The organism is Streptococcus sp. (assembly GCF_019414905.1).
Taxonomy (GTDB): domain Bacteria; phylum Bacillota; class Bacilli; order Lactobacillales; family Streptococcaceae; genus Streptococcus.
Genome location: NZ_DXLC01000139.1, coordinates 1 through 11,245, shown reverse-complemented (window position 1 = coordinate 11,245; position 11,245 = coordinate 1). Strand labels below are relative to the sequence as shown.

11 protein-coding genes and 1 pseudogene are annotated in these 11,245 nt (G+C 42.5%); 10 read left to right on the top strand and 2 right to left on the bottom strand.

The window, feature by feature from the left end; all coding sequences use genetic code 11:
• The 9 genes from metE to trpA form a co-directional block, all read left to right on the top strand.
• Positions 1-1,386: 5-methyltetrahydropteroyltriglutamate--homocysteine S-methyltransferase (gene metE / locus QZ359_RS04380; protein ID WP_293962998.1), on the top strand; the 1,386-nt coding region annotated here is incomplete at its 5' end.
• Between the two features lie 103 nt (positions 1,387-1,489).
• Positions 1,490-2,293, top strand: a complete 804-nt coding sequence (locus QZ359_RS04375; protein WP_293962996.1) for a methylenetetrahydrofolate reductase — start codon at positions 1,490-1,492, stop codon at positions 2,291-2,293.
• A gap of 473 nt (positions 2,294-2,766) precedes the next feature.
• On the top strand, positions 2,767-4,128 hold the full coding sequence (gene trpE / locus QZ359_RS04370; RefSeq protein ID WP_293962995.1) for an anthranilate synthase component I: 1,362 nt from the start codon (positions 2,767-2,769) through the stop codon (positions 4,126-4,128).
• Positions 4,125-4,691 (top strand): aminodeoxychorismate/anthranilate synthase component II, encoded by a 567-nt coding sequence (locus QZ359_RS04365; protein WP_293962993.1) that lies wholly within the window; start codon positions 4,125-4,127, stop codon positions 4,689-4,691. The genes trpE and QZ359_RS04365 overlap by 4 nt, the downstream gene beginning before the upstream one ends.
• 10 nt (positions 4,692-4,701) lie before the next feature.
• Positions 4,702-5,706 carry an anthranilate phosphoribosyltransferase gene (gene trpD / locus QZ359_RS04360; RefSeq protein WP_293962991.1) on the top strand — a complete coding sequence of 335 codons (1,005 nt, stop codon included), beginning with the start codon at positions 4,702-4,704 and terminating at the stop codon, positions 5,704-5,706.
• Positions 5,703-6,470 carry an indole-3-glycerol phosphate synthase TrpC gene (trpC, locus tag QZ359_RS04355; protein ID WP_293962989.1) on the top strand — a complete coding sequence of 256 codons (768 nt, stop codon included), beginning with the start codon at positions 5,703-5,705 and terminating at the stop codon, positions 6,468-6,470. The genes trpD and trpC overlap by 4 nt, the downstream gene beginning before the upstream one ends.
• Positions 6,457-7,056, top strand: coding sequence for a phosphoribosylanthranilate isomerase (locus QZ359_RS04350; RefSeq protein ID WP_293962987.1), 600 nt, complete (start codon positions 6,457-6,459; stop codon positions 7,054-7,056). The genes trpC and QZ359_RS04350 overlap by 14 nt, the downstream gene beginning before the upstream one ends.
• Positions 7,034-8,257: a tryptophan synthase subunit beta gene (gene trpB, locus QZ359_RS04345; RefSeq protein WP_293962985.1), complete on the top strand. Its 1,224-nt coding sequence runs from the start codon at positions 7,034-7,036 to the stop codon at positions 8,255-8,257. Before QZ359_RS04350 ends, trpB begins: the two co-directional genes overlap by 23 nt.
• Complete coding sequence (gene trpA, locus QZ359_RS04340; protein ID WP_293962983.1) at positions 8,250-9,026, top strand: tryptophan synthase subunit alpha; 777 nt, start codon at positions 8,250-8,252, stop codon at positions 9,024-9,026. Before trpB ends, trpA begins: the two co-directional genes overlap by 8 nt.
• On the opposite strand, the gene QZ359_RS04335 is transcribed toward trpA, so the two are convergent.
• Positions 8,998-9,657 carry an A24 family peptidase gene (locus QZ359_RS04335; RefSeq protein ID WP_293962981.1) on the bottom strand — a complete coding sequence of 220 codons (660 nt, stop codon included), beginning with the start codon at positions 9,655-9,657 and terminating at the stop codon, positions 8,998-9,000. The two genes, trpA and QZ359_RS04335, sit on opposite strands and share 29 nt — an antisense overlap.
• 69 nt (positions 9,658-9,726) lie before the next feature.
• Between QZ359_RS04335 and QZ359_RS04330 the strand changes: the two genes are divergently transcribed.
• On the top strand, positions 9,727-10,182 hold the full coding sequence (locus tag QZ359_RS04330) for a GNAT family N-acetyltransferase (protein ID WP_293962979.1): 456 nt from the start codon (positions 9,727-9,729) through the stop codon (positions 10,180-10,182).
• 48 nt (positions 10,183-10,230) lie between these two features.
• Here QZ359_RS04330 and QZ359_RS04325 read toward each other — a convergent pair.
• Positions 10,231-11,245, bottom strand: a pseudogene (locus QZ359_RS04325) (low temperature requirement protein A); the annotation flags it as partial.

Genomic DNA, 11,245 nt, shown 5'->3' with positions numbered 1-11,245 from the left:
ATTGTCAATGGTAAAAACATCTGGCGCAACAACTACGAAAAGAGCTTGGCTGTTCTTGAGCAAATCCCAGCTGAAAATATTGTCTTGACAAGCTCATGCTCACTTCTTCATGTGCCATTTACAACTGCTAATGAAGAATTTGAACCAGCAATCTTGAACCACTTTGCCTTTGCAGTTGAAAAATTGGATGAGATTCGTGATTTGGATGCTATCCGCAATGGTCAAGGTGAACAAGCTCTTGCTGCTAACAAAGAACTCTTTGCGACTGAACGTGTGGGTGAAAATGCAGAACTTCGTGCGCGTATCGCTGGCTTGACAGACGCAGACTACACTCGTTTGCCAGCCTTTGCAGAACGTGAAGCTATCCAAGAAGAAGCTTTCAAACTTCCAGCTCTTCCAACAACAACTATCGGTTCATTCCCTCAAACTAAAGAAGTTCGTGCGAAACGTTTGGCTTACCGTAAAGGTGAATTGTCTCAAGAAGAGTACGATGCTTTCCTTGCTGAAACGATCGATGAATGGATCAAATGGCAAGAAGATATCGACTTTGATGTCCTTGTTCACGGTGAATTTGAGCGTAATGACATGGTTGAGTACTTCGGTCAAAACTTGTCAGGATACCTCTTCTCTAAAAATGGTTGGGTACAATCATACGGTATGCGTGGGGTGAAACCACCAATCATCTGGGGTGATGTAACTCGTCTTAACCCTATCACTGTTAAATGGTCTAGCTATGCACAAAGCCGTACAAACAAACCTGTTAAAGGTATGTTGACTGGACCTGTTACCATCCTCAACTGGTCATTCCCACGTGAAGACATCTCTATCAAGGATTCTACTCTTCAAATCGCCCTTGCTATCAAGGATGAAGTGCTTGACCTCGAAGCTGCTGGTGTGAAAATCATCCAAATCGACGAGGCTGCTCTTCGTGAGAAATTGCCACTCCGTCGTAGCGACTGGTACGAAGACTACCTTGACTGGGCAATTCCTGCCTTCCGCTTGGTACACTCAACAGTAGCGCCTGACACACAAATCCACACTCACATGTGTTACTCAGAATTTACAGATATCATCCCAGCTATCGATAACTTGGATGCGGACGTTATCTCATTTGAGGCTAGCCGTTCAAACCTTGAAATCTTGGACGAACTCAAAGCGAAAAACTTCCAAACAGAAGTAGGACCTGGGGTTTACGATATCCACTCACCTCGTGTGCCAAATGAAGGCGAAATCGACAATACAATCGAAGCCATCCTTGCTAAAGTGCCAAGCAAGAAAGTTTGGATCAACCCAGACTGTGGTTTGAAAACACGTGGTATCCCAGAAACAAAAGAAAGCTTGATCCGCCTTGTTGAAGCAGCTAAAGCTGCGCGTGAGAAATTGTAAGATAAGGATTTCTCTAGAAGCGCTGTTTGGTCAATCTGCCTGTTTCACTTGGATTCTAGGAATCCAGCTAACGAAAAAAATCAACTAGAAAAGGATAATGACTATGTCACGCCAAACACCGTCACTCTCATTTGAAGTGTTCCCTCCAAACCCAGCCGTGGGTAATGATAACATTATTTCTGCTCTTCAAGATATGCAGGAGCTGGCTCCCCACTTTATCAGTGTAACTGCTAGCAATAATAAATTTAATATCAAGGAAACGACGGTTCGTTTGGCTGACTTTATCCAAAATGACTTGGCGATTCCGACTATTGCTCACTTGCCAGCCATCTATTTGACTCTTCGTGGGGATATTATTCCAGATGTGGAACCACAAAAGGATTTCCGCTACGCAACTGACTTGATTGAGTTCATCAAGGAACAAGCCCCTCACTTTGATATTGTCGGAGCTTGTTATCCAGAAGGGCACCCTGATTCACCAAATCAGATTTCAGATATTCAAAATCTTAAGAAGAAAGTGGATGCAGGTTGTTCGAGCCTTGTAACTCAGCTTTTCTTTGACAATGAGCGCTTCTACGATTTCCAAGACAAGTGCATCTTGGCTGGGATTGATGTTCCCATTCATGCAGGGATTATGCCAATTTTGAATCGAAATCAGGCTCTCCGTCTCCTGAAGACTTGTGAGAATATCCATCTTCCACGCAAATTTAAAGCCATCTTAGACAAGTATGAGCATGACCCTGAGTCGCTCAGAGCAGCAGGACTTGCCTATGCAGTGGACCAAATCGTGGACTTGGTAACTCAGGATGTTGCAGGTGTGCATCTCTACACAATGAACAATGCGGATACAGCAAAATACATCCACCAAGCAACCCATGCCTTGTTTAATCATCAGTCCTTAGGATAATAAAAAGCAAACCATTCTTCTCAGGTGAGGGGAATGGTTCCTTTTTAATGGTAAAGACCGCACTTTTTAAGAAAAATATGATAAAATAGACTCTGTACGTACTTGATACAAAGATGAGGGTATTTAGGTTGTAGAAGTTTGTTTAAAGTTGATTATTTTTTAAACAAAATCTGATAATGTGTGTCTCAAAAAACAGGAACGGAGTGAGTATTTAAAAGATATTTCACGCTATCGTGGTATCCTAGATGATAACAATATTATTATCTAAGACGGGATTTTTGAGAGTAAAATAGTTCGGGGAACTATTTTAGCCTGAGCCTAGAAATGAATGAGCGAGGAGCTCAAAAATTAGGTCTTTCATTTCCTGGATTTCTAAAATCATCCACTGGATAATTTTACCTCCCGTCCGCACTATTTAAGGGAAATAGAAAAAAGATAAAAAATTAAAAATAAGGAACTGAAAGGGAAATACAATGGAACGAATCATTCATGGAGATGTCTTATCACCAATATTGGCATATATGCGCCTAAAGGGGCAACACAAGGTTATCTTAGAGAGTATTCCGAGAGACAAGGAAACAGCTCGTTTTTCTATCCTAGCCTATAATCCAGTTTTTGAGATTAAGTTTGAAAACGGAGTTCTCTATCAAAATGGTCAAGTGATTGATCGGGATCCCTTGGATTTTCTTTATGAAGTGACTCATAAGAGCCAACACCATTCAGAGCTACCTTTTGGTGGTGGGGCAATTGGTTTTGTTGGTTACGATATGATTTCGCTTTATGAAGAAATTGGGCAAATCCCTCAAGATACAATTGGAACGCCAGACATGCATTTCTTCGTCTATGAGAGTTACATGGTCTTTGACCACAAGAAGGAAAAAATTCATGTCATCGAGGATGCTCTCTATAGTGAGCGCAGTCAAGAAGCCTTAGAAGAAGCCTTGGACCAAGTGCTTGAGGAATTACGCATCCCTGCTCCAAATGAATTTGAAGACTTGGATCTATCTCCGTTAGACTTCAAACCCCATATTGCTCCTCAGAAGTTTGAGGAAATGGTGGAAATAGCTCGTGACTTGATTCGTAATGGCGATATGTTCCAATGCGTACTCAGCCAGCGTTTCTCAGCAGAAGTTACTGGAAATCCATTTGACTTCTACAGAAATCTCCGTGTGACTAATCCTTCGAATTACCTCTATTTCTATGATTTTGGGGATTATCAAATCATCGGTGCCAGTCCAGAAAGTTTGGTTTCTGTCAAAAATGGCATCGTGACAACCAATCCGATTGCAGGGACACGACCAAGAGGAGCTACGGATGAAGAAGACAAGGCTTTGGCGACAGACCTGCTTTCGGATGAGAAGGAAACAGCAGAGCATCGGATGTTAGTAGACTTGGGACGAAATGATATTGGTCGCATCTCTGAAACGGCCAGTGTCCAAGTCACCAAGTATATGGAAGTGGAGCTCTTCCGTTATGTCATGCATTTGACCAGTGTGGTTAAGGGGCGTTTGCTTCCAGAACTCACTGCCATGGATGCCTTGAAAGCAACACTTCCTGCTGGAACCGTTTCTGGAGCACCAAAGATTCGAGCGATGAGACGCATCTATGAACTGGAAACAGAAAAACGTGGCGTATACGCAGGAGCAATCGGCTACTTGTCTGCGACGGGTGATATGGACTTTGCCATTGCTATCCGAACTATGATTCTCAAAAATCAAACAGCCTATGTGCAGGCTGGGGCAGGGATTGTCTATGACTCTATTGCCCAAAACGAATACCAAGAAACCATTAACAAGGCTAAATCTATGACTAGAATTGGAGAACTAAGACCATGATTTTATTGATTGACAACTATGATTCTTTTACCTATAACTTGGCCCAATACATTGGGAATTTTGCAGAAGTTCAGGTTTTGAGAAATGATGATCCCAAGCTGTATGAAGAAGCTGAAAAAGCAGATGGACTGGTCTTTTCTCCTGGTCCTGGTTGGCCAGTTGATGCTGGAAAGATGGAAGACATGATTCGTGATTTTGCTGGCAAGAAGCCGATTCTTGGGATTTGTTTGGGCCACCAAGCCATCGCAGAAGTCTTTGGTGGTAAGTTAGGTTTGGCTCCAAAAGTTATGCATGGGAAACAGAGCAATATCAGCTTTGAAGCGCCATCTGTTTTGTATCAAGGCATTGAGGATGGACGTGCGGTCATGCGTTATCACAGTATTTTGATTGAGGAAATGCCAGAAGAATTTGAAGTGACAGCTCGTTCTACTGATGACCAAGCCATCATGGGGATTCAACACAAAACACTTCCAATTTATGGCTTCCAGTACCATCCAGAAAGTATCGGAACGCCAGATGGCTTGTCTTCTATTCGGAATTTTATCGAGCAGGTTGTAAAGTGAGGAAACTAGGATGAAAGAGATTATTGAAAAGTTAGCGAAATTTCAAGATTTATCAAGTGTGGAGATGACAGATGTCATTGAGCGTATCGTTACTGGACGTGTAACGGAAGCGCAGATTGCTTCTCTTCTATTAGCTCTTAAGATGAAGGGGGAAACACCTGAAGAGCGTACAGCTATTGCCCAAGTTATGAGAGGACATGCCCAACATATTCCAACTGAAATTCATGGTGCCATGGACAACTGTGGTACAGGTGGGGACAAGTCCTTCAGCTTTAACATCTCCACAACTGCAGCCTTTGTCTTGGCTGGTGGCGGTGTTCACATGGCAAAACACGGTAACCGCTCGATTTCTTCTAAATCTGGTTCTGCAGATGTTCTCGAAGCCTTGGGAATCAACTTAGACCTCAAACCAGCTGAACTAGGTAAGGTCTTTGATAAAACTGGAATCGTCTTTCTCTTTGCTAAAAATATGCACCCAGCTATGAAATATATCATGCCAGCTCGTTTGGAATTGGGAATTCCAACGATTATGAACTTGACTGGTCCCCTGATTCACCCAATGGCTTTGGAAACACAGCTTCTTGGTATTAGTCGTCCAGAACTTCTAGAAAGTACAGCTCAGGTTTTGAAAAATATGGGTCGCAAACGTGCTGTTGTAGTTGCTGGACCAGAAGGGCTAGATGAAGCCGGCTTGAATGGAACAACCAAAATTGCACTTCTGGAAAATGGCGAAATCACCTTATCAAGCTTTACTCCAGAGGATTTAGGGATGGAGCACTACGCTATCGAAGATATTCGTGGAGGCAATGCTCAGGAAAATGCAGAAATTTTGCTCAGCGTTCTTAAAAATGAACCAAGTCCATTCTTGGAAACTACGGTTTTAAATGCTGGTCTTGGTTTCTATGCTAATGGTAAGGTAGATAATATCAAGGATGGAGTTGCCTTGGCTCGTCAAGTCATTGCTAGTGGCAAGGCCCTTGAAAAACTCAGACTGTTACAGGAGTACCAAAAATGAGTCAGGAATTTTTAGCACGAATTTTGGAGCAGAAAGCGCGTGAGGTTGAGCAGATGGAGCTGGAGGAAATCCAGCCCCTGCGCCAGACCTATCGCTTGGCAGAATTTTTGAAGAATCACCAGGACCGTTTACAGGTAATCGCTGAAGTCAAGAAAGCTAGCCCTAGTCTGGGAGATATCAATCTAGATGTGGATATTGTGCAACAGGCCCAGACTTATGAAGCGAACGGAGCAGTAATGATTTCGGTTTTGACAGATGAAGTTTTCTTTAAAGGTCATTTGGATTATCTACGGGAGATTTCCAGTCAGGTACAGATTCCAACGCTTAACAAGGACTTTATCATCGATGAAAAGCAAATCATCCGTGCTCGCAATGCAGGTGCGACAGTCATCTTGCTCATTGTCGCCGCCTTGTCAGAAGAACGTCTTAAGGAACTTTACGACTATGCGACAGAGCTTGGCTTGGAAGTCTTGGTGGAGACCCACAATCTAGCTGAACTAGAGGTGGCCCACAGACTTGGTGCTGAGATTATCGGGGTCAATAATCGTAATTTGACCACCTTTGAAGTTGACTTGCAGACCAGTGTAGACTTGGCCCAGCACTTTAAGGAAGGACGCTATTACATTTCTGAATCTGCTATTTTCACAGGGCAGGATGCGGAACGAGTAGCACCATACTTTAACGGAATTTTAGTTGGGACAGCTCTGATGCAGGCAGAAGATGTGGCCCAGAGAATCAAGGAGTTGCAGATTGACAAAGGTTAAAATTTGTGGACTATCGACCAAAGAAGCGGTGGAAACAGCCGTTTCAGCAGGAGCAGACTACATCGGTTTTGTCTTCGCACCTAGTAAAAGACAGGTGACCTTGGATCAGGCTGCTGAATTGGCAAAGTTCATTCCTTCAGACGTCAAAAAGGTGGGTGTATTTGTTTCACTAAGTCGGGCAGAACTGCTAGAAGCGATTGAAAAAGTTGGTTTGGACTTGGTTCAAGTTCACGGTCAGGTGGCAGATGATTTGTTTGAGGATTTGCCTTGTGACAGTATTCAGGCTGTGCAGGTGGATGGAGAGGGTCATGTGCCCAATTCTCAGGCAGACTATCTACTCTTTGATGCCCCTGTGGCTGGGAGTGGCCAGACCTTTGACTGGGCTCAACTGGATACGACAAAACTAGCTCAGCCATTTTTCATCGCAGGTGGTCTTAATGAAGACAATGTAGTAAAAGCAATTCAACACTTTACTCCCTATGCAGTAGATGTATCAAGCGGAGTGGAGACAGACGGACAAAAAGATCATGAAAAGATTAGAAGATTTATAGAGAGGGTAAAGAATGGCATATCAAGAACCAAATAAAGATGGATTTTACGGAAAATTCGGAGGACGTTTCGTCCCAGAAACATTGATGACAGCAGTTTTGGAGTTGGAGAAGGCCTACCGTGAAAGTCAGGCAGACCCAAGTTTCCAAGAGGAATTAAACCAACTTTTACGCCAGTACGTGGGACGTGAAACTCCCCTTTACTACGCAAAAAATTTGACCCAGAATATCGGCGGAGCCAAGATTTATCTTAAACGTGAAGACCTGAACCATACAGGAGCACACAAAATTAACAATGCCTTGGGACAAGTTTTGCTTGCCAAACGAATGGGTAAAAAGAAAATTATCGCAGAAACAGGTGCCGGTCAGCACGGTGTAGCAACTGCAACAGCCGCAGCCCTCTTTAACATGGAATGTACCATCTATATGGGTGAGGAAGATGTTAAACGCCAAGCCCTCAATGTGTTCCGTATGGAGCTTTTGGGAGCTAAGGTTGAGGCAGTGACAGACGGTTCGCGCGTGCTCAAGGATGCGGTCAATGCAGCCCTTCGTTCATGGGTAGCTAATATCGATGATACCCACTATATCCTTGGTTCTGCCTTAGGACCTCATCCATTCCCAGAAATCGTTCGTGACTTCCAAAGTGTCATCGGTCGAGAAGCTAAACAACAGTACAGCGACATGACAGGTCAAGATCTGCCAGATGCCCTAGTAGCCTGTGTTGGTGGTGGTTCAAATGCTATCGGTCTCTTTCATCCATTTGTAGAAGATGAGTCTGTAGCTATGTATGGGGCTGAAGCAGCAGGACTTGGTGTGGATACAGAGCACCACGCAGCTACCTTGACCAAGGGTCGTCCAGGTGTTCTCCACGGTTCCCTTATGGATGTACTCCAAGATGCCCATGGTCAAATTCTTGAAGCCTTCTCTATCTCAGCAGGTTTGGACTATCCTGGTATCGGTCCAGAACATTCCCACTACCACGATATCAAACGTGCCAGCTATGTTCCTGTGACAGATGAGGAAGCCTTGGAAGGTTTCCAACTCTTGTCTCGTGTGGAAGGGATTATCCCAGCATTGGAATCTAGCCATGCGATCGCCTTTGCGGTGAAATTGGCCAAAGAACTTGGACCAGACAAGTCCATGATTGTCTGCCTATCAGGTCGTGGGGACAAGGATGTGGTTCAAGTCAAGGACCGCTTGGAAGCAGATGCAGCAAAGAAGGGAGAAGCTCATGCCTAAGACATTAACAGAAAAATTGAATGCTATTAAAGCAGCTGGAAAAGGAATTTTTGTTCCCTATATCATGGCTGGAGACCACGAGAAAGGTTTGGATGGACTCGCTGACACAATCCACTTTTTAGAAGATTTGAGTGTCTCTGCCATTGAAGTGGGCATTCCCTTTTCAGACCCTGTTGCAGATGGACCTGTTATCGAAGAAGCTGGCTTGCGCAGTCTAGCTCATGGGACTTCGACACAAGCTTTGGTTGAAACTTTGAAAACTATTGAAACAGAGGTTCCACTGGTCATCATGACCTACTTCAACCCCCTATTTCAGTACGGTGTGGAGAACTTTGTCAAAGATTTGGCAGATACAGCGGTTAAGGGCTTGATTATTCCAGACCTGCCTCATGAGCATGCCAATTTTGTGGAGCCTTATTTGGCAGATACAGACATCGCTTTGATTCCCCTAGTTAGTTTGACAACAGGACTTGAGCGTCAAAAAGAGTTGATTGAAGGAGCAGAAGGATTCGTCTATGCGGTTGCCATCAATGGGGTGACAGGGAAGTCAGGCAATTACCGTGCAGACTTGGACAAGCACTTGGCACAATTGCATCAAGTGGCAGATATCCCCGTCTTGACAGGTTTTGGTGTATCTAGTCAAGCCGATGTAGAACGCTTCAATGCGGTATCAGATGGTGTTATCGTTGGTTCGAAAATCGTAAAAGCTCTCCACCAAGGAGAGCCGATTCAGGACTTTATCAAACAAGCAGTAGCTTACCAAAAATAATCACGCAAGCAGCGAGTAAGAGGAAAGGCACGAAAGGAAGTCTTTCCTTTTTCTTTTGCAGGAGAAAGGCTAGAATTCCCGTCGCAGAAGCAAACTGAATTAAGATCAGTAATTCGGTTACGCTAAAGATAAGAGAACAAGAAGCAAGAAAGAGAAAATCCCCTGCACCCATGCGGATATCAATAAAATGAGCCATGATTCCAAGGATAAGGAAGAAAACCATAATCAGATTCCAACCAGAGCAGACTATTAGAAGCAGATGAAAGACAATCCAGACCAGTAAGGGATATTCCTGATGGCGAAAGTCGTAGATGCCCAATGTCAAACCAGCAGTGATTAGGATGACTTGTCCTAAGGAAAGAAATCCCCAAGACCAAGACAGAAAGAGGAGTCCTAAGACTAATTCAAGAAGGGCATACCAAACAGGATAAGGAGCCTTGCAGTAGCGACAGCGAAAACGATTGAGCACCTGCGAGAGAATAGGAATCAAATCTAAGGGGTGCAAGCAAGTCTGACAGGAATCGCAGTGACTAGCTGGACTGATAATGGATTGCTCTGGAAAACGGTCAATGACCAAACCAAGAAAGGAAGCGAGAATGCACCCGACAAGAAAAAAATAAAAATCAATCATACTTATCTATTCGTAAAAAATAGGAGAAGTAGTATAATGGAGAAACATAGATAAGATGGTGAGGAAAATATGACAATTCGTTTTGAAGAAAAGGTGAGCACAGAAAACGCTCAACTCGTATGCCAATGGTCCAACTCCCTAGGCAAATCCTTTCAAGAACAATGGATGGGACCAAGGATTTCTTTTCCCTTAACAATTCAAGTTTTGCAAGAGTTGGAAGGAATCTTTTCAATTTTTGATGGACAGGAGTTTGTGGGGCTAATACAAAAAATCAGGCTAGAAGATAGTAATCTTCATATTGGAAGATTTTTTATCAACCCCCAAAAACAGGGGCAAGGCTTAGGTAGCCAGGCTTTAAGGAAATTTCTTAGTTTGGTCTTTGAAAATGAAGACATAGATAGTATTTCTCTAAATGTTTTCGAAGCAAATCACACAGCTTACAATCTTTACCAAAAAGAAGGATTTGAAATCGTTCAAATGGTTGAAGAACCTGTACGGAAATACATCATGAAAAAGTTTAGGTAGAAAGCAAAAAAGCCTTGGTTCCCAAAGCTTTTTAATGTTATAAACTCATTAAAATAATCCCCAGTTAGATTTGGAATATTTTTTATTCTGTGTCATATAAAAATAAATAAAATGAATGGCTATAGCTAGAGCTAAAATGGTTATTATACTCACTACTATTATAGGATTAGAAGCAAAGATTAAAGAGAGAATCAAGGCAGCCAGATAGAGTGTCGCTTGGACACAGTAGTAACTTTTCGAATAGCGAAGATAGTGTTTGTTATAGGGCCCATTTACTAGGACAGCAGCTTGAAAGAGGCCAAATCCGATATAAGAGAAGCTGGTTGCAAAGAGACGATTAGCTTCAGGATTCTGAAGAAAACTCATCGAAACGGTCATCATAAGAAGTCCAATGAAAATAGGATAGTGACTGTAAATTAGAAATAGTCCCTTTTGATTAGATTTTTCATCAATAGCATGGTCGAATTGACCAAAATAAAACAAGAACAGAGAAAGCATAATAATGAAATAAAGAACCGAATAAATCGAGAAATTCTCGATTGTAAAGAAGTTAGCTAGATTCGTAATCATCTCTCCAAACGTAATAATGACAAGAAGGGAGATGCGCTCGATTAAATGGGGGAGATTTACCTAGTAATGCTTATCTTTACTAATCGAGGTAATTGGCGTAATAAATGTTAGCAGAATACTAGCATAAAGGATATAGACTCCAATGTAAATAGGAAGAAGAGCTGCTAGATAGATTTCTAAACTTCGTAGACCTGTTATCCATAGAAAACCTTTGATACTTTCCCGATTAACATCATCGGTTGATTTTTTAAAAAAACTCAACCAAATATTGAAAAAATAAGGTAAGGGTTAATGTACCAATAGCCCAACAGAGATAATGAAAATATTGTTGCCAATCAGGTCCAATCATATTGGCTATAAAGAGTAAAATTCCCATTTTGATAAACATGATTACTATGTTAAATAAAGAGTTCTTTCCATAGCGATTGGTATAAACGGTTTGAATCATCCAGGAATCGGTGAGAACCAAGACAGCTATGAAAAAATCAAGGAA